Origin of the sequence: Telluria beijingensis, from assembly GCF_030770395.1 — a bacterium.
In the GTDB taxonomy this organism is placed as follows: domain Bacteria; phylum Pseudomonadota; class Gammaproteobacteria; order Burkholderiales; family Burkholderiaceae_D; genus Telluria; species Telluria beijingensis.
Window position 1 is genome coordinate 3728332 of record NZ_CP132480.1, and the last position, 21237, is coordinate 3749568.

Consider the following 21237-nt stretch of genomic DNA (forward strand, 5'->3'; position numbering starts at 1 on the left):
CCGATCGATTCGTCGAGTCCGCCGGGATTCGGCGTGATCGGTGTCGCGTCTAGAGGAAAATCAAAGGAACTTCAGTAAGTCGGCAAGGGCATGAATGCGAAGGCGCCGGATGCCCGTTTTCCGCCGATGCCGCCGGGATAGGCTGGCGATTCAAGGTGACCTATAATGGTTCTTTCGCAAAAAATTTCACTTACCAGCACATCATGGAATTAGCCAAGTCTTTCGAGCCAGCCGATATTGAACAGTTCTGGCGCGCCGAGTGGGAACAGCGCGGTTACTTCACCGCCACCATGGACGAGGGCAAGCCGTCGTTCAGCATCCAGCTGCCGCCGCCGAACGTGACCGGCACCCTGCACATGGGCCACGCGTTCAACCAGACCATCATGGATGGCTTGAGCCGCTACTACCGCATGCGCGGCTACAACACGGCCTGGGTGCCGGGCACCGACCACGCCGGCATCGCGACCCAGATCGTGGTCGAGCGCCAGCTCGACGCCCAGAAGATCTCGCGCCACGACCTCGGCCGCGAGGCCTTCCTGGAAAAAGTCTGGGAGTGGAAGGAAAAATCGGGCAATACCATCACCGGCCAGATGCGCCGCCTGGGCGCCTCGGCCGACTGGCAGCGCGAATACTTCACGATGGACGACACCCGCTCGAAGTCGGTGGTCGAAGTCTTCGTGCGCCTGTACGAGCAGGGCCTGATCTACCGCGGCAAGCGCCTGGTCAACTGGGATCCGGTGCTGGGAACGGCGGTGTCGGACCTCGAAGTCGATTCGCAGGAAGAAGACGGCTCGATGTGGTACATCCAGTACCCATTGGCTGACGGCAGCGGCCACCTGACGGTCGCCACCACCCGTCCCGAGACGATGCTGGGCGACGTCGCGGTCGCGGTCGACCCGACCGACGAGCGCTATCTGCACCTGCACGGCAAGCTGATCAAGCTGCCGCTGACGGGCCGCGAGATCCCGATCGTCGCCGACAGCTACGTCGACAAGGAATTCGGCACCGGCTGCGTCAAGATCACCCCGGCCCACGACTTCAACGACTACGCAGTCGGCCAGCGCGCCGGCCTCGAGCCGATCAATATCTTCACGCTGGACGCGAAGATCAACGAGAACGCCCCGAGCCAGTACCAGGGCCTGGACCGCTTTGCCGCGCGCAAGCAGATCGTGGCCGATCTCGAAGCGCTGGGCCTGATGGAAGCGATCAAGCCGCACAAGCTGATGGTCCCGCGCGGCGACCGCACCAATGTCGTCATCGAGCCGATGCTGACCGACCAGTGGTTCGTCGCCATGACCAAGCCCGCGCCCGAAGGCACTTTCAACCCGGGCAAGTCGATCACCGACGTGGCGCTGGAAAAAGTCGCCAACGGCGAGATCAAGTTCGTGCCCGAGAACTGGAGCACAACCTATAACCAATGGCTGGGCAATATCCAGGACTGGTGCATCTCGCGCCAGCTGTGGTGGGGCCACCGCATCCCGGCCTGGTTCGCCAAAGACGGTTCGATCGTCGTCGCACGCGATGAAGAAGAAGCCCAGGCCAAGGCCGCGGCGCAAGGCATCACCGGCGCCCTGCGCCGCGACGACGACGTGCTCGACACCTGGTTCTCGTCGGCCCTCGTCCCCTTCTCGACCATGGGCTGGCCCGAAGAGACCCCGGACATGAAGATGTTCCTGCCGTCGTCGGTGCTGGTCACCGGCTTCGACATCATCTTCTTCTGGGTGGCGCGCATGGTCATGATGACCGCCCACTTCACCGGCAAGGTGCCGTTCGAGACCGTGTACGTGCACGGCCTGGTGCGCGACTCGCAGGGCCAGAAGATGTCGAAGTCGAAGGGCAATACGCTCGACCCGATCGACCTGATCGACGGCATCGACGTCGAAACCCTGGTCGCCAAGCGCACCACCGGCCTGATGGACCCGCGCGCCGCCGAGAAGATCGGCAAGGCGACCCGCAAGGAGTTCCCGGAAGGAATCCCGGCGTTCGGCACCGACGCCGTGCGCTTCACCATGGCCAGCTACGCTTCGCTGGGCCGCAACATCAACTTCGACCTGGGCCGCGCCGAGGGTTACCGCAACTTCTGCAATAAACTGTGGAACGCGACCCGCTTCGTGATGATGAACACCGAGGGCAAGGACTGCAGCGCACCAGCCGCGGAAGATTTGTCGCCGGCGGATCGCTGGATCATCTCGCTGATGAACCGCGTCGAACTCGACGTGGCCAAGGGCTTCGCCGACTACCGCTTCGACAATATCGCCAGCAGCATCTACAAGTTCGTCTGGGACGAATACTGCGACTGGTACCTCGAAGTCGCGAAGGTCCGTGTCCAGCAAGGCACGGAGGCGCAGCAGCGCGCCACCCGCCACACCCTGCTGCGGGTGCTGGAAGTGATCCTGCGCATGGCGCACCCGATCATCCCGTTCGTGACCGAAGCGCTGTGGCAGAGCATCGCGCCGCTGGCCGGCAAGACCGGCGAAACGATCATGCTGCAACCGTATCCGCTGGCCGACACCTCGCTGGTCGACGAAGAAGCCGAAGCCTGGATGGAGCAGTTCAAGGCGCTGACCGACGCCACCCGCAACCTGCGCGGCGAGATGTCGCTGTCGCCGTCGGTGCGCGTGCCGCTGATCGTCGAACCGGGCAACGAAGCCGACCGCGCACGCATGGAAGGCTTTGCGCCCTACATCCAGCTGCTGGGCAAGCTGGCCGAGGTGCAGATCGTCGACGCGCTGCCGGAATCGCCGGCCGCGGTGTCGATCGTCGGCACCACCAAGCTGATGCTGAAGGTCGAGATCGACGTCGCCGCCGAGCGCGAGCGCCTGTCGAAGGAGATCGCCCGCGTTTCAGGCGAGATCGCCAAGGCCGAAGGCAAGCTGTCGAACGAAAGCTTTGTCGCCCGCGCGCCGGCGGCCGTGGTGGCGCAAGAGAAGGAACGGGTCGCGAACTTCTCGGCCACCTTGGTCAAAATGCAGGAGCAGCTGGCGAAGTTGCCGGCGGCTTGATCGGCTGCTGCTTACTTCCCTGAGTTAGCTTAAGCACGTCGTCCCCGCGCAGGCGGGGACCCAAGTAATCTGAGCAGCCACTAGCACCAGCATGGTGGCAACGCTTGCAAACTTGGGTCCCCGCCTGCGCGGGGACGACGTTTTTGAACTAGCAAATAATCATCTACTTCAGGTTCTGCCACCACCGCCCACCCGCATGCGGCTGTTTCAAGTCCAGCGCCTCCCCCATCTCCGGCGTGGTCAGCTTGACGCCCTTGTCGTCGGCCAGCCTGGCGATGCGGTCGAACGGATCCTGCCAGCGATGCATGCCCAGGTCGAAGGTCCCGTTATGCACCGGGAACAGCCAGCCCGCGTTCAGGTCGAGGAAGGCCTGCATGGTTTCCTCCGGCTGCATGTGCACGTCGGGCCAGCGCTTGTCGTAGGCGCCGGTTTCCAGCAGCGCCACGTCGAACGGGCCGAACCTGGCGCCGATCTCCTTGAAGCCCTTGAAGTAGCCGGTGTCGCCGCTGAAGAACAGGCGCAGGTCGTCGTGCTGGATCACCCACGAGGCCCACAGCGTCTTGCCAGCATCGTGCAGGCCGCGGCCCGAGAAGTGCTGGGCCGGGGTGGCGGTGATGCGCACGCCGCCGACGTCCGTGCCCTGCCACCAGTCAAACTGGCGCACCTTGGCCGGGTCGACGCCCCAGTCGATCAGGCGGTCACCCACGCCCAGCGGCGTCAGGAATACCGTGGTCTTGGCGGCCAGTGCCTTCACCGATCCATGGTCGAGGTGATCGTAATGGTCGTGCGACAGGATCACGGCCTTGATCGGCGGCAGTTCGTCGATCGTGATCGGCGGCGCATGGAAGCGCGCCGGACCGGCCCATTGCACGGGTGAGGCGCGTTCCGAGAACACCGGATCGGTCAGGTAGAACTCGCCGCCCAGCTTGATCAGCATGGTCGAGTGGCCGAGGCGGTACAGGGTATGGTCGGGCGCGGCCAGCAGCGCGGCCTGGCTCAGGCTGCGGACCGGCACCGCGCCTTCGGGGATCGTGCCCTTCGGCTTGTCGAACAGGAAAATCCACCACAGCCTGGCCATCTCGCCAAAGCTCATCTTGTGCATCTCGACCGGGTTGCGGTATTTCCCGTCGTGGAATTGGGGCGAGGCCGGTGCGGTGGCGGTGCTGGCGATGGAGGTGCAGGAAGCCATGATAGCGAGTGCTCCAAGTAGGATAGTGCCGAGTAGTAGGCGCATGGTATCGATAGGAAGTCATGAAGTACACTACACAGTGTAGTATCTGCATTTGAGAAAGTAAACTACTGAGTGTAAAATTCGCGTATGCACACGCCGCCCATTCGCTTGACCGACCGCAAACGCAGCGCCATCCTGGCCGCCGCTGCCGAGCAGTTCCGCGTCCACGGCTATGAAACCGCCAGCATGGATGCGATTGCGGCCCTGGCTGAAGTGTCCAAGCGCACCATCTACAACCACTTCGCCAGCAAGGAAGAACTGTTCGCCGAGACGGTGATGCAGATGTTCGAGAGCAGCGCCGGCCAGCTCGAGCTGGGCTACCAGGCCGAGCGCAGCCTGCGCGAGCAGCTGGTCGAACTAATGACGCTCAAGATGCGCACGCTGGCCGATCCTGAATTCATCGCACTGGCGCGGGTAGCGATCGGCGAAGCGATCCACGCACCCGAGCGCACCCTGCCGGTGATCGCCCGGCTGGGAGAGCGCGAGGAAGGCGTCACGGCCTGGATCCGCGCGGCCCAGGCCGACGGCAGGCTCAAGCCCGGCGATCCTTCGTTCGCCGCCACGCTGCTGCAGGGCCAGGTCAAGACCTTCGCCTTCTGGCCGCAGATCGCAATGGGCGCCGCGCCGCTGGCGAGCGCGGACCAGGAGCGCGTCATCGATGCGGCGGTGTCGATGTTCCTGTCCTACTTCGCGATCGCCGACTAGAAACCGATCACGAAGCGGGCGCCCTTGCCCACCGATTTCGCGTAGCGCACGGTGCCGCCGTTGGCGTGGACCAGCTGGCGCACCATCGCCAGGCCGATGCCGCCGCCCTGCTTCTTCGTCGTGTAGAACGGCGTGAAGATATGGGCGACCTGCGCTTCAAGAATGCCTGCGCCGTCGTCGACGACCTCGATGCGCAGGCGGCTGCCGCGCACCAGGCGCGCCTCGACCCGGGCGCAACCGCCAGCCTGCGTGGCCTCGAAGGCATTCTTGAGCAGGTTGATCAGCGCCTGTTCCAGTTGGCCGGGATCGGCCATCAATTCCAGCGACGCCGGCTCGACCGCGAACGCGAGCTCCCCTCCGCGCGCGCGCCAGGCCGGCCCGACCAGCGCATCCACCCGTCCGAACAAGGCGGCCAGCGCCACGCGCTCGGGCCGCGCGGGCGGCACGTTCGACAGGCTGCGGTAGCTGGCGACGAAGTCGACCAGGCTGTCGGCGCGGCGGTTGATCGCGCCGAGGGCGGTCTGGAGGTCGGCGCCGACATCAAGCGGCAGGTCGGCCTGGAATTCGATCAGTAAATCGTGCGCGGTGCGCGACAGCGAGGCCACCGGCGTCAGCGAATTCATGATCTCGTGGGTCAGCACGTGCACCAGCTGGCGCCATGATTTCAGGGCCTCGGCTTCCAGCTCGCTCTCGACCGGCATCAGCGCGACCAGGCGCTGCGGCGCGCCGTGCAGAGTCAGCATCGAGACGGCAACCAGTGCCCGTTCGACGCCGCGCTCGGTATCGAACTCGATCAGCCGGCGCCGGTCTTCCAGCGTGGCCAGCTGGCGATACAGCGCGCCGGGATCGACGGCGCGGCCGGGCGCCACCAGCTTGCGCGCACTGGCGTTGAGCGGCGCCACCTCGCCATCACCATCGACGCAAAACAGGGCGATCGGCGCATGTTCGAGGCGCGCTTCAAAGGCCAACGCATTCTCGACCAGTGAACGCTGGTCGATGCTGGGCGCCGCTTCGACCAGCATAGCCGGCTGCGATCGGGCCAGCCGCTCCACGCACCACCACATCAACGCCAGCAAGGGCAAGGCAACCAGGGCGCACAGGACCAGCATGCGCGGCGACTCGCGCAGCGCACCGGCGCCGAAGGCCAGCGCGAGCATGCCGGCCAAGGCCAGCCAGATGCCGACCCTAGATGCCATGCTTGCCCAGCTTGCGGTACAGGGCCGCGCGGCTCAGGCCGAGTAGGCGCGCGGCCAGGCTGATATTGCCCTTGGCCTGCTCCATGGCGGCGGCGATGGTGTCGCGTTCCAGGGCGCCGAGCTTGAATTCTTCGCCCACCGGCGCCGGTGCTGCCAACGGGGCTGGCGCCGCCAGGCCGAAATCGTCGACCTGGTAGTCGGATTGACGCCCGAGGATGACGGCGCGCTCGCAGGCGTGGCGCAGCGCGCGCACATTGCCCGGCCAGTCCCAGGCGCACAGGCGGTCCAGCGCCCCGGGCGCGAGCTCGCGCACCGGCCGGCCATACTGCCCTTCGTACAGCGACAGGTAGTGGTGCAGCAGCGCCGGGATGTCGTCGCGCCGTTCGCGCAGCGGCGGCACGCGGATCACGATGGTGTTCAAGCGAAACAGCAGGTCGGTGCGGAACACCGAGGCATCGAACAGGCTGGCTTCGTCGAGATTGGTGGCGCTGACGATGCGCACGTCGACCGGCTCGGCGCGGTCGGCGCCCACCGGCGTCACCTGCCGGCGCTCCAGCACCGTCAGCAGCTTGGCTTGCGCCGCCAGCGGCAGGTTGCCGATCTCGTCGAGAAACAGGGTGCCGCCGTGGGCCGCCTGGAAGCGGCCCGCGCGGTCGGTCCGGGCGTCGGTGAAGGCGCCGCGCCGGTGGCCGAACATCTCGCTCTCGAAGGTCGCCTCCGGCACGGCGCCCATGTCGACCGCCAGGAAGGCGGCGTCGGCAAGCGCCGACGCTGAATGGATGGCGCGCGCGACCAGTTCCTTGCCCACGCCGTTCTCGCCCAGCACCATCACATTGGCCGCGGTCGGCGCCACGCTGGCGATCATCGCTTTTACCTCCTGCATGGCGGCCGACTCTCCCATCAGGCTGGCGTCGACGCTGGCGGCCCGGGTGCTGCGCCGCGCCAGCGCGGCATCGACCGCGGCCAGCAGGCGCGCATTGTCCCAGGGCTTGGTGATGAAGTCGCCGGCGCCGCGCTTGAGCGCTTCCACCGCCAGCGGCACGTCGGCGTAGGCGGTCAGCACGATCACCGCCGGCGCTTGCGGCAAGGCGCGCAGGCGATCGAGCACCGCGAGTCCCTCGGCGCCATCGATGCGGCCCGGCGTGAAGTTCAGGTCGAGCAGGACGACGTCCGGCACGCCGGCTTCCAGCATGGACGCGAGCCGCGCCGGATCGCCCTCGGTCGCCACCGCGCCGTGGCGCCGGCGCAGCAGTATCTGCGCGGCGCAGGCGACGTCGGGGTCGTCGTCGAGGATCAGGATGCGCGCGGTGGAGTCAGGCATTGCGGTCGGGGTGGACAGGTCAGCAGGCATTCTAGCAGCGCAAACAGGCGCTTGCGAACACCCGCCGCACACCTGTTCGGAGTCGCACACCCGACCTGTCCGGAAGCGGACACTTCGCGCCGAAAAACCCGTCCACCGCCCCGAAAAAGCCCATGGCACGCCGCTTGCAATGAGTCCAGGCATGGACCAGATACCCCCACCCGCCGTCACCGGCGCCGCCATGGACGAGACGCTGCCGCCACGGCGCGGCCGGCGCTTCTTGCGCATCGCCTTGTCGCTCACCACCCTCGTCGCAGGCAGCCTGCTGCTGTGGCAGATGCTGCCGCGCGGCCTCGCCGTCGAACTGCGTGACGTGCGCATCGCCGGCGTCGAAGCCGGCGTGTTCCGCGACGAGATCGTGGTGCGCGCGCTGGCAGAGCCGCTCAATTCGATCATGCTCGATGCGGTCGAATCCGGCCGCGTCGAGGAAGTCTTCGCCCGCGATGGGCAAACGGTGAAGAAAGGCGACCTGCTGTTTCGCCTGTCGAACCCGCAGCGCAACCTCGAGCTGCTGGCGCGCCAGGCCGAACACGCGCAGCAGATCTCGAACCTGGCCAACCTGCAAGTGGCGCAAGAAGCCGTGCGGACCGACCACCAGCGCCGCTTGGGCGACCTCGCCTTCGCGCTCGAGCAAAACGAGAAGCAGCACGCCCGCAATGCCCGCCTGGCGCGGGACGGTTTCATCTCCACAGTGGCGCTCGAAGAATCGCAGGACAAGCTGGCCCAGGCGCGCCGTGCCCTGGACCAGGAACGGCGCGGCATGGCGCTCGAACAGGGGGTCAGGCAGCGCGCGTTGAACCAGATGGACCAGGCGATCCGCGGCCTGGCCTCCGGCCTGGAGCTCGTGGCCGCCGCGGTCGACGCGCTGGCGGTGCGCGCGCCCAGCGACGGCGTGCTGACCGACTTCCGGCTGCTGGTCGGCCAGGCGGTGCGCCAGGACCAGCCCATCGGCCGCATCGACGATCCGAACCGTTTCAAGCTCAGCGCCCAGGTCGACGAGTTCTACCTGAGCCGCGTCAACCCGGGCCGCGAAGGCCGCGTCGCCCAGGACGGCGAAACGTATCCGCTGCGGGTGGGCACCGTCTACCCGCAGATCAAGGAGGGGCGTTTTCTCGCCGAACTGGTGTTCACCGAGCGCCAGCCGGACGTGATCAGCCCCGGCCAGGGCATGGACGTGCGGCTGACCCTCGGCCAGAGCGCGCGCGCCCTGCTGCTGCCGAACGGCGCCTTCGCCAACGACGGCGGCGGCGCCTGGGCCTTCGTCGTCGCCGGCGACGGCGGCCACGCGGTCAGGCGCGACATCAAGCTCGGACGGCGCAGCAGCACCCAGGTCGAGGTGCTGGCAGGCCTCGCCGCCGGCGAGAAAGTCATCGTCTCCGGCTATGCCTCCTTCGGCAAGGCCGAACGGCTGCGGCTGACCGATTGAACCGGCGGTTTATCATCATCACATCGAACAGGAAAACACCATGCTCAAGCTTTCAGGCGTCAGCAAGATCCACGTGGCCGGCGACGTCCGGACCACGGCCCTCGACCGCATCGACCTCGAGATCGGCGCCGGCGAATACGTCGCCATCACCGGCCCTTCGGGCTGCGGCAAGTCGACCCTCCTGGGCCTGCTTGGCCTGCTCGACGTGCCGACCTCCGGCACCTTCCTGTTCGACGGCCATGACGTCGGCGGCTGGAGCGAGGCGCGCCTGAACGGGCTGCGGCGCGGCATGGTCGGCTTCATCTTCCAAAGCTTCAACCTGATCGAGGAATTGAGCGTGTTCGAGAACGTCGAACTGGCGCTCGAATATACGGGCGTCCCAGGCGCCGAACGCCGCCGCCGCGTGCAGGCCATGCTGGACCGCCTGGGCGTGGCCCACCGCAGCAGGCACCGGCCATCGCAGCTGTCGGGCGGCCAGCAGCAGCGGGTGGCGATCGCGCGCGCGCTGGTGGCCGGTCCGGCCGTCCTGCTGGCCGACGAACCGACCGGCAATCTCGACACCGCCCATGGCGACGAGGTGATGCGCCTGCTGCGCACCATCAATGCCGAAGGCACGACGGTGGTGATGGTCACCCACTCGGCCGCGCACGCGGCCCAGGCTTCGCGCACCGTGCGCCTGCTCGATGGCCGCATCGTGGTCGACGCGCTGCAGGCAGCTTGAGGAGGCCGGTATGCTGCTGCGCGATTTCCGTATCGGCTGGCGACTGCTGGCCAAGGACCGCTCGTACTCGGCGGTCGTGATCCTCGGGCTGGCGACCGGTATCGCCGCCTGCTTCCTGCTGCTCGGCCTGGTGCGCCATGCCTTTTCTTATGACCGCCACGTGCCGGAGCATGAACAGGTATTCCGGCTGCTGTCACGCTGGAACCTGGAGCTGCTCGGGACCAAATGGGATCCCATGACCAGCCTGCCCGCGCGCGACGCCGCCCTCGCCAGCGGCCAGCCGCTGCTTGCCACGGCCTTTGTCCAGCGCCCCCTGGATGCGCGCGTCGGCAACCAGGTGAAGGCGTTCAACCTGACCCTGGTCGACCCGGCATTCCAGCAGATCTTTTCGCCCGTGGTCGTGGCCGGCGACCTGCAGGCGGCGCTCACCCGCCCCGGGGCCCTGGCGCTCAGCCGCGCCACCGCGCTCAAGCTGTTCGGCCGCATCGACGTGATCGGCGCCACGCTGCAGGGCGATGGCGCCGCCTATAGCGTGGCGGCAGTGCTGGAAGACCAGCCTGCGGCCACGACCACGCCCTATGAGGCCCTGGCCGGTTTCGATGGACCGTTCCTGCCCGACGAAGTGCGCCGTGAACTGGCGCGCTCCTGGGGCTTCAGCGGCGGCAGTGTGTACCTGAAACTGCTGCCCGGCGCCGACCGGGAAGCGGTACTCGATGCCATCCAGCGCCAGTTGCGCGCATCGAGCCTGGTGCGCAGCCATTTTCCTGAACAGGTGGCGGCCCTGGGCGGGCGCAACCTGATCGACTACCGGCTCGACCCGCTCGCCGATGCCTACCTGGCGCCCGATGTGGACGGCGCGATGATCGTGCACGGCAACCGCCAAGGCATGCTGGGCCTGGCCGTCGTTGCCGGCCTGATCCTGCTGCTGGCAGCCACCAATTACGTCAACCTGGCCACCGTGCGCACGCTGGCGCGCCAGCGAGAGATCGCGATGCGCAAGGTGCTGGGGGCCTCGGCGAGCGCGGTGGCGCGCCAGTTCCTGGCCGAGTCAGTGCTGATCTGCCTGCTCGCAACCCTGCTCGGGCTGCTGCTGGCGTGGCTGCTGCTGCCGGTGTTTTCCGATCTCGTGCAGCGCCAGTTCGACGCCATGTTCAGCCCCGACGCGCTGGCCGCCACGCTGGCGCTCGGCGTGCTGCTCGGGCTGGCCGCCGGCGCCTATCCAGGCTGGTCGGCGCTGCGGGTGCGTCCCGGCGCCGCCCTGGCGGGACGCGGCGCCAGCGAGACCGCGCGCGGTTTGTGGCTGCGGCGTGCGCTGACCATCGTGCAACTGGCGACCGCCATGGGGCTGACGGCCACCACCCTGGCGGTGAGCTGGCAGACGCGCCATGCCAGCTCGCTGGATCCCGGCTTCGACATGGCGCCGCTGTTGATGTTCCCATCGATCAACGATGCACGCGATGCGCGCATCCGCGCCCTGCGCGACGAGATCGCCCGCTTGCCCGACGTGGCCGGCGTGGCGTTGTCGCATATGCCGTTCAGCGTCGGACACAATATCACCAGCTTGCGGCGCGAAGGCGGCGAGGTACTCGATCTGGAAAACTATGCCGTCAGCCCGGAATTCTTCGCCGTGCTCGGCGTCAGGCCGCTGGCCGGGCGCCTGTTCGATCCATCGCTGGACAAACCGAAGCAGCCCGACCGGGTCGTGATCAATGCCAGTGCCGCGCGCCGACTCGGTTTCGCCAGCCCGCATGACGCGATCGGCAAGACGCTTCTCAGGCCCGGGAAGACCCGGGACGCCCTGCAAATCGTGGGCATTGCGCCCGACATCCGCCATCGTTCGGCGCGCGATGAACAGTCGCCCGTCGCCTACATCCTGAACGACCGGGTCGGCATGTTCACCGTACGCACCCGCGCCAATCCGGACGCAACTGCGCGCGACATCGAGACGCTGTGGCCACGCCACTTCCCGAACGAGACCATCGGCGTGGTGCGCATGCAGAAGGTCAGCTCGGACCTGTTCTACGCCGACGACCTGCGCCTGTCGCAACTGCTGGCGGCATCGAGCGTCATCGCCAGCGCCATCGCGGCCTTCGGCATCTATGTGCTGGCCGCCTACAGCGTGCAAAGAAGGGAAAAGGAAATCGTGCTGCGCAAGCTGTACGGCGCCAGCCGCGGCGCCATCGGGCGCCTGGTGGCGCGCGATATCGGCCTGCTGGTGGCGGGCGGCGCCGCGCTCGGCCTGCCGCTGGCCTGGCTGGCGATCCAGCACTACATGAACGGATTCGCCACCCAGGCGCCGGTCGGCGGCTGGATGCTGGCGCTGGGACTGTTGCTGGCCTGCGCGGTGGCGCTGGCGGCCACCGTGCGCCACGCGCTGGCGGCGATGCGCCTGCGGCCGGCGCAGGCGCTGAGGGAATAGCTTATTTGACCGGGGCGTCGTCGCGCACGCCGGCCTGCAGCTTGCGCCTGGCGGCGGCGCGCTGTTCCCAGTAGTGCGCGTTCTCGATCCCGAGCGGCGCCGGATCGAATTCCGGGTCCTTGCCGGCCTTCTTCTGGGCCTCGTAGTCGCGCAGGCACTTGAAGGCCACCTTGTGCAGCATGACGATGGCGACGATGTTCAGCCAGGCCATCAGGCCGACGCCGATATCGCCCAGGCCCCAGGCCACGTCGGCGGTCTTGACCGCGCCGTAGATGGTGGCCGAGACGATGCACAGCTTGAGCACGAAGGGCAGCCATGGATGGCGGCCGTGGCGGTCCATGTAGGCGATATTGGTCTCGGCGATGTAGTAGTAGGCGACGATGGTGGTGAAGGCGAAGAACAGCAGCGCGATCGCCACGAACAGCGCGCCGAAGCCCGGCAGCGTGTTCTCGAGCGCGGTCTGGACATAGCCCGGCCCCGAGGCCACGCCCTGCACGCCGACGAACACCGGCGCGCCATCCGGCGTCTCGACGTTGTACTGGCCCGTCATCAGGAGCATGAAGGCGGTCGCCGAGCACACCAGCAGGGTGTCGATATAGATCGAGAAGCCCTGCACCAGGCCCTGCGCGGCAGGGTGGCTCACTTCGGCCGCCGAGGAAGCGTGCGGGCCGGTGCCCTGGCCGGCCTCGTTCGAATAGATGCCGCGCTTGACGCCCCACTGGATCGCCAGGCCGAGCATGGCGCCGAAGCCGGCGTCCAGGCCGAAGGCCGAGCTGAAGATCAGTTGCAGCACGGCCGGTAGCTCGCCGATGTTCATCGCCACGATCACGATCGCCACCAGGATATAGGCGGCGGCCATGAACGGCACCACGACTTCGGCGAAGCTGGCGATGCGGCGCACGCCGCCGAAGATGATGATGGCCAGCACCACGGCCAGGCCGATGCCGGTGTAGAGCGGGTCGATGCCGGCGGCGGTCCTCAGGCCCTCGGCGATCGAGTTGGCCTGCACGCCCGGCAGCAGCAGCCCGGTCGCGAACAGGGTCGCGATGGCGAAGGTCCAGGCATAGCGCTTCATGCCCAGGCCCTTCTCGATATAGAAGGCGGGGCCGCCGCGGTACTGGTTGCCGACCGGCTCCTTGTAGACCTGGCCCAGGGTCGACTCGACGAAGGCCGAGCTGGCGCCGAGGAAGGCCATCATCCACATCCAGAACACCGCGCCCGGGCCGCCGAAGGTGATCGCGGTGGCCACGCCGGCGATATTGCCGGTGCCGACCCGGCCGGCCAGGGTCATGGCCAGGGCCTGGAACGAGGACACGCCCTGCTCCGAGCTTTTCCCTTCGCGCATCAGGCGCACCATCTCGCGCACGTGGCGCAGTTGCAGGAAGCGCGAACGCAGCGAGAAATACAGCCCGGCCCCCAGGCACAGGGCAATCATGATGGGGCTCCAGATGATGCCGTTGACGGCGTTGACCAGATCGAGCATGCGATGTCCTTGTGGCGAAAAGATGCCACAAGATACAGCAATTAATAGAAAACTTGCATGGAAAAAAATAGAGTGGTTGCAACACGCCATGCTACCGATGCAGGAAATAGCGCTACGTTAAGTCGTGCTAAGATCGCCCCATGGACCGACGAAGCGATTACAAGACCTCCCTGCGCATCGACGCCGTGCTGCACGAGGCGCCGCTGGAGCAGCGCGCAACGGCCGCACGCCAGCTTGCCGAGCTCGGGGTGCCGCTCGACGTCACGATGCGCGTGCTGACCCGCCCGGCCGAGCGGCGCCACCAGGTCACGCCTGAAGACGTGCGCAACGCGCCGTAGACGTCAATACCGGTTTTGGAAGGAATCCTCTGATTCAGGCCCATCCAGTGCGCAAGCGGCTTTGCTACACTCTGCCGTACCAACAACAACACTGGAGATACCCCATGCGACACCTGATGCCAGCCGGCCTGATCGCCGCCGCCCTGTTCGCCCTGCCCGTCGCCGCCATCGCGCAGAACGCCTCCCCGGTCGGCGCCTGGAAGACCATCGACGACAAGACCGGCAAGCCGAAGGCGCTGGTGCGCATCACCGAAGAAGGTGGCGTGCTCACCGGCAAGATCGAAAAGCTGTACCGCGATCCGTCCGAAGACCAGAACCCGAAATGCGTGAAATGCACCGACGCGCGCAAGGACCAGCCGATGATCGGCATGACGATCCTCTCGGGCCTCAAGAAGGATGGCAATGAATACACCGGCGGCGAGATCCTCGACCCGGCCGCCGGCAAGACCTACAAGAGCAAGGCCAGCCTGGCCGACAACGGCAGCAAGCTCGAAGTGCGCGGCTATATCGGGGCGCCGATGTTCGGCCGCACCCAGACCTGGCAGCGCGAACAATAATCGTTACCACGGCCCGGCGACGGGCCGTTTTTCTTCCTGATGACCCTCAATCAAGCCTATATCTTTCTTGGCTTTGCCATCGTCGCCGAAGTGATCGGCACCACCGCCCTCAAGGCGTCCGACAGCTTCACCCGTCCCTTGCCGAGTCTGGTCACGGTCGGCTGCTACGCACTGTCGTTCTACCTGCTCACCTTCAGCCTGCGCGTGCTCCCGACCGGCATCGCCTATGCGATCTGGTCCGGCGTCGGCATCGTGCTCATCTCGCTGGTCAGCTGGCTGTATTTCAGGCAGAGCCTGGACCTGGCCGCCATCGCCGGCCTGGCCCTGATCATCGCCGGAGTGCTGGTGATTAACCTGTTTTCGAAGAGCGTCGGGCACTAGCGCACGCTTGATTCACGCCCCGCGCAATGTGGGCTATGCTTACGCAAGAATCACGTCAACCGCGACGTGTTGCCGAGCGTTACTTCCAGCCCACCATCGACCACTGGCGCCATGAAACCGACTTCCGTATCGCGTGCCGCACGCCCCGTCTTCCGCGGACGGGCCATGCGCGTGATTCGCCTGCTCAGCCTGGCCGGCGGCGTGTTCGGCATCCTGTTGCCGGCCGCGCTGCTGGCCTCGACCGCGCACGGCATCCCGGACTGGGTCGAGCCGTACATCGTGCTGGTCGGCGTGGCGCTCGGCTCGGGCGGCTTCTTTTTGGTGGCGATGGCCGGCTACCGCATGAACCGCGATCCGATGCTGCGCTCGTTCGCGGCCCTGCTCCTGATGCTGCCGTTCAGCGCCAGCGGCATCGTGATCTGGCATGCCAGCAATATGCTGATGGTCTACCTGTGCACCTTCCTGCTGATGCTGACGATCCTGATCTATTTCAGCTTCATCTATCCGCTGACCCACGTGCCGCAACAGCAGATCGTGCCCAGGACGCCATCGAAGCGCGGGCCGAAGCCGATCCAGTGGACGCCGCTGCGGCGCACCGCCCAGCGCGAGCGCACCCCCACGCAGACGCTGTAAGCGGTTGCTACAGCCACCCGGCATCGCGCGCCATCCGGTACGCTTCCACCCGGTTGCCGGCACCCAGCTTGCTGATCGCCTCCGACAGGTAGTTGCGCACCGTGCCCTCCGACAGGTGGACCTGGCGCGCGATCTCGCCGCTCGAGCGGCCCTCGCCCGCCAGCCGCAGTACCTGGCGTTCGCGCTCGGTCAGCGGGTCGCTGCCGCCGTTCCAGCTTTCCAGCGCCAGTTCGGGCGCGATCGCCCGGCCGCCGCCATGCACCGCGCGGATGGCGTCGGCCAGCGCCTCGACCGGCGCATCCTTGAGCAGGTAGCCGCGCACGCCGGCCTCCATGGCGCGCCGCAGGTAGCCGCTGCGGGCGAAGGTGGTCACCACCACCACCTTGCAGGCCAGCCTGCGCTCGGCCAGTGCCTGCGCCAGTTCGATCCCGGTCATGTGCGGCATCTCGATATCGGTCAGCACGATGTCGGGCATGAGCCGCTCGCACAGGGCCAGCGCCTCGCGGCCATCGAGGGCCGCGCCGACCACCTCGACGTCCGGCTCCAGCCGCAGCAGCGCGCTCAGGGCCCCCAGCACCAGTTTCTGGTCTTCGGCGATCAGGACGCGGATCATGCCGGCACCTGCAATTCGAGCGCCAGGCCGTCGCCGGCCGCGAGCTTGAGACGGCCGCCGAGCGCCGCCACCCGTTCCTGCATGCCGGCCAGGCCGTTACCGTGCCGCAGTTCATCCGTATTGCGCAGCCGGCCATCGTCATGCACGCGCAAGACCGCATTGCCTTGCTCGCGGCTCAGCGACAGCGTGCAGCGCGACGCCCGGGCGTGACGCACGATATTCGTCACCGCTTCACGCACCGCCAGCGCCACTACGTGTTCCACCGCCGGGGCCAGGTCGATGCGCTCGACCCGTTCGTCAAGCACGACGTCGGCCGCCTGCAGGCTGGCGCGGGCGCTGGCCAGGGCCTGGGCCAGGCCGCTTTCGCGGTAGCCGGTGACGGCCGTGCGCACCTCGGCCAGGGCGGTGCGCGCACTGGTCTCGATGTCGGCGATTTCGCGCGCGCAGGCCTCGGGATCGCGCCCGGCCAGCTTGCGCGCCAGCTCGGCCTTGAGGGCGATCAGCGACAGCGAATGGCCGAGCAGGTCGTGCAGGTCGCGCGAGATGCGTTCGCGCTCGGCGATGCGCGCCATGTGCTCGACTTCTTCCTGCTTGCGCAGCAACTGGGCGCGGGCCGCGCGCTGGCGCTCGTCCATCAGCGTCGACAGGCCCACCGGCAGGCCGACCAGCATCAGCGGCATCAGGAACATCATCTGCATCGGGCCCTCGATCACAAACGACGCCGCCACCCCGGCGCCGACCACCGCCAGCATGCCGCCGACGGCGCGCCGCGCCAGCGGGATGCGGGCGCACATGGCGCAGGCGAAGATGAAGAAGCTGGCGGCGCCCGGATTCCAGCGCGCCCACAGGGCGCCGATCACGCAGCCGGCCGCCACGCAGGCGTGGACCTGCCAGCCGCGCGCCCAGTAACTGCAGCAGTACAGCGCGAAGAAGGCCACCAGCGTCAGCGCCAGCAGGACTACTTCCAGCGCGCTAGGCGTCACGTAGGCGAACTTCCAGAACAGGTAGCCCAGCGACAGCAGCCACAGGTATTGGCGCTTGCCGTATTCGGGCGGGATCCAGGGCCGTGCCAGCGCCTGCCGCAAAGTCGTCATCATCGGCTCCATCGTTCCTATCGTTCCTAGCGTTCCAGCAGGCGCACGTCGGCAAGTTCGAAGCGGTAGTCGCCCGGTTTCGGTCCGGCACTGAATGCTAGCATGGCGACGGCGGCCGGATCGATGCCGGCGAAGGCGCTCAGCGGCATGCTCACTTCCTGCCATTCGGCCCCGGCGGTGAACGGCTGCAGGCGCGGCGTGCGGTCGCCGGCGCCCATCATCATGACCTGGTAGGTCTTGCCGTCGCCGCGCACCTTGAAGCGCAATACCTTTGCCGCGCTCAGGTCGGCCGACTGCATCGGCTGCGCGCCCGGCATGAAGGCCACGCTGGACCAGGCGAACGGCAGGCCGGGGGCCACGGTGGCCTGCACCGCCAGCGGCACCTGGCCGTCGGGCAGCGCAGGCAACACATCGAGCTTGACGGTCGACTTGCCGCCGGCGAACTGGTCGGTCGACGCAATCCAGCCGGCGCCGAATGGACTGCCCAGCTTGCCCTTGCTGAACTGGCTGATGCGGCCATCGGCCGGCAAGGCCTGGCGCACGGCGCCGCTGTTCTCCTTGGCCACCAGTTCGCGCCGCGCCTCGCGCAGCGGATTGGCGCTCTGGCCATCCTTCCACACTTCGACGATGCGGCGCGTGGCCTTGATGTCGGCGGCCGGATTGCCGTCGACCAGCAGCAGGTCGGCCTTGCAGCCGGCCGCGATACAGCCGCGCCGGCCCAGCTTGAACACGGTGGCCGGCACGCTGGTGGCCGCGGCCAGGGCGTCGACCGGGCTCAGCCCGGCTTCGACGAGGGCCGCCATTTCGCGGTGCATGCTCAGGCCGTAATGGGTGCCGGGATTGCCGGCATCGCTCCCGGCCAGCACCGGCACGTCGTGGCGGCGCAGCGCGGCGGTCATCGCCTTCGGCAAGGCCAGTTGCTGGCGTGGACGCGCGCCGATGCTGCCCTTGAGAATGGCGGCGCTCTCGCGATCGACCAGGGCGGCCAGAGTCGCATCGTTCAGCAATTGTTCGCTTGCGCCGCCGGCCTCGCTTTCCAGCACCGCGAAGGTCGGGATCACGAACGCCCCCTTGCGCTTGGCCAGCTGCGCCAGGCTGTCGATGCGTTCCTGCGCCAGCGGCGCACCGAGGAACAGGTGGACCAGGCCATCGACGCCCGCCTCCAGCATGGCGCGTGCATCGGCTTCGGTGCTGACGTGGACCACCGCCAGCTTGCCGCGCCGGTGGGCCGCCTCCACCAGGGCCCTGGCGGTCGGCAGGTCGAGCGTGTTCATGCCGCCCGCCTTCTGGCCGCCGCCGATCAGCACAATCTTGATGAAGTCCGACCCTTCGGCGATGCGCGCATCGACGAAGGCCTGCGCTTCGCTGGGCTGGGTCAGGGTCGGGATCGGCATGCCGAACTGGGTGCCGTGGCCCTTCGGCGCCGTGGCCAGGGTGCCGGCGGAGAACATGTCGGCGCGCTGCGTGTTCTGCCCGGCCGCCATCGCGCGTTTTACTTCCTGCATCAGGGGCACGGCGGTGAACATGTCGATCTGGGTGGTCACGCCGAACAGCAGCGGCGCCTCGCTCTGGCGGTAGGCATGGGTGTGGGCGTCGATCAGGCCCGGCAGCAGCGTGCGGCCGGCGCCGTCGACGATGCGGGCGTCTTTCGGCGCGGCGCCGCGGAAATCGGCGTCGAGGATTTTGTCACCATCGAACAGCACCGAACGGCGTTCGTGCACGGTCTTGCCGTCGAAGACGCGGACGTCCCGGACCAGGGTGGCGGCGGCCAGGGCCATGCTGGACAGGGTAAAGCCGGTGGCGACGGCGGCTGCTTTCAGGATGAAGTAGGACATGGTTTCCTCACGGGTTAGTGTGAAACCAGTATGGCAAGGTACCGCCCTTGCCGACAGGAGCGCTTGCCATCGATTCGGCATGACAACTGTCATCACGAGATGTCACGTCGCGCTGGCGCACGAAGAAACATTCGCCATGGGCATCATTTCCCGTGTGATATCTTGCTTTCACTGCCAAGCCGGCAGGACCTTATTCGGGGATGTGCATGATACTGCTGCGACTCGTCAGCCTGATCGCCGGCGTACTGGTGCTGATCGCGCCGGCGATCCTGATCCGCGTCGACGGCATGCCCCCGGACACGGGCCGGGCCGGCGCGGCCCTGGCCTGCGTGGTGCTGGCGTCGAGCGGCTTTATCCTGGTCGGGATGGCCGGCCAGCGCCTGCGCCGCTCGGCCGTACTGCGCACGCTGGCGGCGGTGCTGCTCGGGGTGCCGGTGCTGGCCAGCGCCGCCCTGCTGTGGCGCGGCAGTTCGCCGGCGGTGCTGTGGCTGGCCGGCGCCGTGATCGGCCTGAGCGCACTGCTGTACCTGACCCTGGTGTACCGGCCGCTGCGCGCCTGAGGCGCCCTCGGCTATGCCGGCGGCAGGTTATCCCACAAATCGCCCGTCGGGCTGATGCGCGGCGCGGTGACGCCGAAGTGTTGATAGGCCAGCGGCGTGGCGATCCGTCCGCGCGGCGTGCGCTGCAGGTAGCCCTGCTGGATCAGATACGGCTCGAGCACGTCCTCGATGGTGTCGGCGGCCTCGCCGATAGCCGCCGCCAGGTTGCCGATGCCGACCGGGCCGCCGGCGAATTTGAATAGCACCGCCTCCAGCAGCTTGCGGTCCATGACGTCGAAGCCGACGGTGTCGACGTCGAGCATCTTCAAGGCACGGTCAGCGATGTCGCGCACGATCTCGCCGGTGCCCTTCACCTCGGCATAGTCGCGTACGCGGCGCAGCAGGCGGTTGGCGATACGCGGCGTGCCGCGTGCGCGCTTGGCCACTTCGCGGGCGCCGTCCTCGTCGATCGGCGCGCCGAGCAGCGCGGCGCTGCGCAGCACGATTTTCGTCAGTTCGTCGACATTGTAGAACTCCAGGCGCGCCACGATGCCGAAGCGGTCGCGCAGCGGATTGGTCAGCATGCCGGCGCGGGTGGTGGCGCCGACCAGGGTAAATGGCTGCAGGTCGAGCTTGACCGAGCGCGCGGCCGGGCCTTCGCCGATCATGATGTCGATCTGGTAGTCCTCGAGCGCCGGGTACAGGATCTCTTCGACCACCGGCGACAGGCGGTGGATCTCGTCGATGAACAGCACGTCGTTCGGCTCGAGATTGGTGAGCAGCGCCGCCAGGTCACCCGGACGCTCGAGCACCGGGCCCGAGGTCTGGCGCAGGTTGACGCCCATCTCGCGCGCGATGATGTGGGCCAGCGTGGTCTTGCCCAGGCCCGGTGGACCGAACAGCAGGGTGTGGTCGAGCGCCTCGCGCCGCTTGCGCGCGGCGCTGATGAATATTTCGAGCTGGTCGCGGATCTTGGCCTGGCCGACGTATTCGTCCAGCTGCTTGGGACGCAAGGCGCGTTCGATCGCCTCTTCGTTAGGGGAAGCTGGCGCGGCGTCGATCACGCGCTGTTCGGTAAAGCTGTCGGTCTGGATGCTCATGGCGCGTTTTTCTCGTTAGCCTTTGGACAGCGCCTTCAGGGCGAACTTGATGCCATCCGAGACGTTCGAGCCGGCCGGCATGTTCTTGATCGCGAGGAGCGCTTCCTTGTCAGAATACCCCAGCGCGGCCAGCGCATTGAGCACGTCCGCCTGCGCGTCGTCGCGGGCCGTGCCGGCGACCATGCCGATGTCGGCGCCCAGCTTGCCTTTCAGCTCGAGCAGCAGGCGTTCGGCGGTCTTCTTGCCGATGCCCGGCACCTTCACCAGGCGCCCGGTCTCCTGCAAGGTGACGGCCTGCGACAGCTCGGCCACCGTCATGCCGGACAGGATGGCGAGGGCCATGCGCGCGCCGATGCCGGTGATCTTGATCAGCTGGCGAAAAAGCGCGCGTTCGGACGCCGAGCCGAAGCCGAACAGCAGGTGGGCGTCCTCGCGCACCACCAGATGGGTGAACAGCACGACTTTTTCGCCGGTGTGCGGCAGGTTGTAGAAAGTGCTCATCGGCACGTCGACTTCATAGCCGACGCCATTGCAATCGACCAGCACGTGCGGCGGCGCTTTTTCGAGCAGGATTCCAGAGAGGCGACCGATCATCGGTTTTCCT

19 protein-coding genes are annotated in these 21237 nt (G+C 67.4%); 10 read left to right on the top strand and 9 right to left on the bottom strand.

Annotation, left to right across the window (positions count from 1 at the left end):
* Window positions 1-203 precede the first annotated feature (203 nt).
* Entirely contained in the window at window positions 204-3002 is a 2799-nt protein-coding gene (locus Q9246_RS16495) for a valine--tRNA ligase (RefSeq protein ID WP_306391728.1), read from the top strand.
* A gap of 163 nt (window positions 3003-3165) precedes the next feature.
* Here the strand turns inward: Q9246_RS16495 and Q9246_RS16500 are convergent, their stop codons facing one another.
* Window positions 3166-4191 (bottom strand): MBL fold metallo-hydrolase, encoded by a 1026-nt coding sequence (locus tag Q9246_RS16500; RefSeq protein ID WP_306391729.1) that lies wholly within the window; start codon window positions 4189-4191, stop codon window positions 3166-3168.
* Between the two features lie 129 nt (window positions 4192-4320).
* Between Q9246_RS16500 and Q9246_RS16505 the strand changes: the two genes are divergently transcribed.
* Window positions 4321-4938, top strand: a complete 618-nt coding sequence (locus Q9246_RS16505) for a TetR/AcrR family transcriptional regulator (RefSeq protein ID WP_306391730.1) — start codon at window positions 4321-4323, stop codon at window positions 4936-4938.
* Here the strand turns inward: Q9246_RS16505 and Q9246_RS16510 are convergent.
* Complete coding sequence (locus Q9246_RS16510; RefSeq protein ID WP_306391731.1) at window positions 4935-6134, bottom strand: sensor histidine kinase; 1200 nt, start codon at window positions 6132-6134, stop codon at window positions 4935-4937. The genes Q9246_RS16505 and Q9246_RS16510 overlap by 4 nt on opposite strands.
* The gene (locus Q9246_RS16515) at window positions 6124-7455 is read right to left on the bottom strand and encodes a sigma-54-dependent transcriptional regulator (RefSeq protein ID WP_306391732.1); all 1332 of its coding nucleotides are present in this window, start codon (window positions 7453-7455) and stop codon (window positions 6124-6126) included. Before Q9246_RS16515 ends, Q9246_RS16510 begins: the two co-directional genes overlap by 11 nt.
* A gap of 181 nt (window positions 7456-7636) precedes the next feature.
* On the opposite strand from Q9246_RS16515, the gene Q9246_RS16520 reads away from it, so the two are divergent.
* From Q9246_RS16520 to Q9246_RS16530, 3 genes are read left to right on the top strand one after another with little or no spacing between them, the layout of a single operon-like run.
* On the top strand, window positions 7637-8920 hold the full coding sequence (locus Q9246_RS16520) for an efflux RND transporter periplasmic adaptor subunit (RefSeq protein WP_306391733.1): 1284 nt from the start codon (window positions 7637-7639) through the stop codon (window positions 8918-8920).
* 40 nt (window positions 8921-8960) lie between these two features.
* Window positions 8961-9641, top strand: a complete 681-nt coding sequence (locus Q9246_RS16525) for an ABC transporter ATP-binding protein (protein ID WP_306391734.1) — start codon at window positions 8961-8963, stop codon at window positions 9639-9641.
* A 10-nt stretch (window positions 9642-9651) separates the two neighbouring features.
* Window positions 9652-12060 carry an ABC transporter permease gene (locus Q9246_RS16530; RefSeq protein WP_306391735.1) on the top strand — a complete coding sequence of 803 codons (2409 nt, stop codon included), beginning with the start codon at window positions 9652-9654 and terminating at the stop codon, window positions 12058-12060.
* Between the two features lies 1 nt (window position 12061).
* On the opposite strand, the gene Q9246_RS16535 is transcribed toward Q9246_RS16530, so the two are convergent.
* On the bottom strand, window positions 12062-13543 hold the full coding sequence (locus Q9246_RS16535; protein WP_306391736.1) for an alanine/glycine:cation symporter family protein: 1482 nt from the start codon (window positions 13541-13543) through the stop codon (window positions 12062-12064).
* 140 nt (window positions 13544-13683) lie between these two features.
* On the opposite strand from Q9246_RS16535, the gene Q9246_RS16540 reads away from it, so the two are divergent.
* The 4 genes from Q9246_RS16540 to Q9246_RS16555 all read left to right on the top strand — a co-directional run bounded on the left by Q9246_RS16540 (window position 13684) and on the right by Q9246_RS16555 (window position 15452).
* Window positions 13684-13881: a hypothetical protein gene (locus Q9246_RS16540; RefSeq protein WP_306391737.1), complete on the top strand. Its 198-nt coding sequence runs from the start codon at window positions 13684-13686 to the stop codon at window positions 13879-13881.
* 104 nt (window positions 13882-13985) lie between these two features.
* Window positions 13986-14438: a DUF2147 domain-containing protein gene (locus Q9246_RS16545; RefSeq protein WP_306391738.1), complete on the top strand. Its 453-nt coding sequence runs from the start codon at window positions 13986-13988 to the stop codon at window positions 14436-14438.
* A 39-nt stretch (window positions 14439-14477) separates the two neighbouring features.
* On the top strand, window positions 14478-14819 hold the full coding sequence (locus Q9246_RS16550; protein ID WP_306391739.1) for an SMR family transporter: 342 nt from the start codon (window positions 14478-14480) through the stop codon (window positions 14817-14819).
* 165 nt (window positions 14820-14984) lie between these two features.
* Window positions 14985-15452, top strand: coding sequence for a hypothetical protein (locus Q9246_RS16555; protein WP_306391741.1), 468 nt, complete (start codon window positions 14985-14987; stop codon window positions 15450-15452).
* Between the two features lie 7 nt (window positions 15453-15459).
* On the opposite strand, the gene Q9246_RS16560 is transcribed toward Q9246_RS16555, so the two are convergent.
* From Q9246_RS16560 to Q9246_RS16570, 3 genes are read right to left on the bottom strand one after another with little or no spacing between them, the layout of a single operon-like run.
* On the bottom strand, window positions 15460-16065 hold the full coding sequence (locus tag Q9246_RS16560) for a response regulator transcription factor (protein WP_306391742.1): 606 nt from the start codon (window positions 16063-16065) through the stop codon (window positions 15460-15462).
* Window positions 16062-17159, bottom strand: coding sequence for a sensor histidine kinase (locus Q9246_RS16565; protein ID WP_306391743.1), 1098 nt, complete (start codon window positions 17157-17159; stop codon window positions 16062-16064). Before Q9246_RS16565 ends, Q9246_RS16560 begins: the two co-directional genes overlap by 4 nt.
* A gap of 26 nt (window positions 17160-17185) precedes the next feature.
* Window positions 17186-18994 (bottom strand): CIA30 family protein, encoded by a 1809-nt coding sequence (locus Q9246_RS16570; protein WP_306391745.1) that lies wholly within the window; start codon window positions 18992-18994, stop codon window positions 17186-17188.
* A 206-nt stretch (window positions 18995-19200) separates the two neighbouring features.
* Here Q9246_RS16570 and Q9246_RS16575 point away from each other — a divergent pair, with 206 nt between their 5' ends.
* Window positions 19201-19554, top strand: coding sequence for a hypothetical protein (locus Q9246_RS16575; protein ID WP_306391747.1), 354 nt, complete (start codon window positions 19201-19203; stop codon window positions 19552-19554).
* 11 nt (window positions 19555-19565) lie between these two features.
* On the opposite strand, the gene ruvB is transcribed toward Q9246_RS16575, so the two are convergent.
* Window positions 19566-20633 (bottom strand): Holliday junction branch migration DNA helicase RuvB, encoded by a 1068-nt coding sequence (ruvB, locus tag Q9246_RS16580; RefSeq protein WP_306391748.1) that lies wholly within the window; start codon window positions 20631-20633, stop codon window positions 19566-19568.
* 15 nt (window positions 20634-20648) lie between these two features.
* Window positions 20649-21227: a Holliday junction branch migration protein RuvA gene (gene ruvA / locus Q9246_RS16585; RefSeq protein ID WP_306391749.1), complete on the bottom strand. Its 579-nt coding sequence runs from the start codon at window positions 21225-21227 to the stop codon at window positions 20649-20651.
* Between the last annotated feature and the right edge of the window lie 10 nt (window positions 21228-21237).

What these genes read in the sequence shown, in the direction of transcription:
- Q9246_RS16545 (WP_306391738.1), top strand. Translation starts at nt 13,986, where the DNA reads ATGCGACACCTGATGCCAGCCGGCCTGATCGCCGCCGCCCTGTTCGCC.
- Q9246_RS16565 (WP_306391743.1), bottom strand. Translation starts at nt 17,159, where the DNA reads ATGACGACTTTGCGGCAGGCGCTGGCACGGCCCTGGATCCCGCCCGAA.
- Q9246_RS16575 (WP_306391747.1), top strand. Translation starts at nt 19,201, where the DNA reads ATGATACTGCTGCGACTCGTCAGCCTGATCGCCGGCGTACTGGTGCTG.
- Q9246_RS16570 (WP_306391745.1), bottom strand. Translation starts at nt 18,994, where the DNA reads ATGTCCTACTTCATCCTGAAAGCAGCCGCCGTCGCCACCGGCTTTACC.
- Q9246_RS16555 (WP_306391741.1), top strand. Translation starts at nt 14,985, where the DNA reads ATGCGCGTGATTCGCCTGCTCAGCCTGGCCGGCGGCGTGTTCGGCATC.
- Q9246_RS16535 (WP_306391736.1), bottom strand. Translation starts at nt 13,543, where the DNA reads ATGCTCGATCTGGTCAACGCCGTCAACGGCATCATCTGGAGCCCCATC.
- Q9246_RS16495 (WP_306391728.1), top strand. Translation starts at nt 204, where the DNA reads ATGGAATTAGCCAAGTCTTTCGAGCCAGCCGATATTGAACAGTTCTGG.
- Q9246_RS16525 (WP_306391734.1), top strand. Translation starts at nt 8,961, where the DNA reads ATGCTCAAGCTTTCAGGCGTCAGCAAGATCCACGTGGCCGGCGACGTC.
- Q9246_RS16500 (WP_306391729.1), bottom strand. Translation starts at nt 4,191, where the DNA reads ATGGCTTCCTGCACCTCCATCGCCAGCACCGCCACCGCACCGGCCTCG.
- Q9246_RS16530 (WP_306391735.1), top strand. Translation starts at nt 9,652, where the DNA reads ATGCTGCTGCGCGATTTCCGTATCGGCTGGCGACTGCTGGCCAAGGAC.
- Q9246_RS16515 (WP_306391732.1), bottom strand. Translation starts at nt 7,455, where the DNA reads ATGCCTGACTCCACCGCGCGCATCCTGATCCTCGACGACGACCCCGAC.
- Q9246_RS16505 (WP_306391730.1), top strand. Translation starts at nt 4,321, where the DNA reads ATGCACACGCCGCCCATTCGCTTGACCGACCGCAAACGCAGCGCCATC.
- ruvB (WP_306391748.1), bottom strand. Translation starts at nt 20,633, where the DNA reads ATGAGCATCCAGACCGACAGCTTTACCGAACAGCGCGTGATCGACGCC.
- Q9246_RS16550 (WP_306391739.1), top strand. Translation starts at nt 14,478, where the DNA reads ATGACCCTCAATCAAGCCTATATCTTTCTTGGCTTTGCCATCGTCGCC.
- ruvA (WP_306391749.1), bottom strand. Translation starts at nt 21,227, where the DNA reads ATGATCGGTCGCCTCTCTGGAATCCTGCTCGAAAAAGCGCCGCCGCAC.
- Q9246_RS16540 (WP_306391737.1), top strand. Translation starts at nt 13,684, where the DNA reads ATGGACCGACGAAGCGATTACAAGACCTCCCTGCGCATCGACGCCGTG.
- Q9246_RS16520 (WP_306391733.1), top strand. Translation starts at nt 7,637, where the DNA reads ATGGACCAGATACCCCCACCCGCCGTCACCGGCGCCGCCATGGACGAG.
- Q9246_RS16510 (WP_306391731.1), bottom strand. Translation starts at nt 6,134, where the DNA reads ATGGCATCTAGGGTCGGCATCTGGCTGGCCTTGGCCGGCATGCTCGCG.
- Q9246_RS16560 (WP_306391742.1), bottom strand. Translation starts at nt 16,065, where the DNA reads ATGATCCGCGTCCTGATCGCCGAAGACCAGAAACTGGTGCTGGGGGCC.